1 rRNA gene is annotated in these 282 nt (G+C 55.0%); it reads left to right on the forward strand.

Annotated elements, in window-relative coordinates:
* Positions 1-282 (forward strand): 16S ribosomal RNA (locus HP552_RS00070); the annotation flags it as partial.

Raw genomic sequence — 282 nt, forward strand, 5'->3', positions numbered from 1 at the left:
AATACATGCAAGTCGAGCGGACTTGAAGAGAAGCTTGCTTCTCTGATGGTTAGCGGCGGACGGGTGAGTAACACGTAGGCAACCTGCCCTCAAGCTTGGGACAACTACCGGAAACGGTAGCTAATACCGAATACTTGCTTCCTTCGCCTGAAGGAAGCTGGAAAGACGGAGCAATCTGTCACTTGAGGATGGGCCTGCGGCGCATTAGCTAGTTGGTGAGGTAACGGCTCACCAAGGCGACGATGCGTAGCCGACCTGAGAGGGTGATCGGCCACACTGGGA

The organism is Paenibacillus xylanilyticus, assembly GCF_013359935.1.
GTDB lineage: Bacteria > Bacillota > Bacilli > Paenibacillales > Paenibacillaceae > Paenibacillus > Paenibacillus xylanilyticus.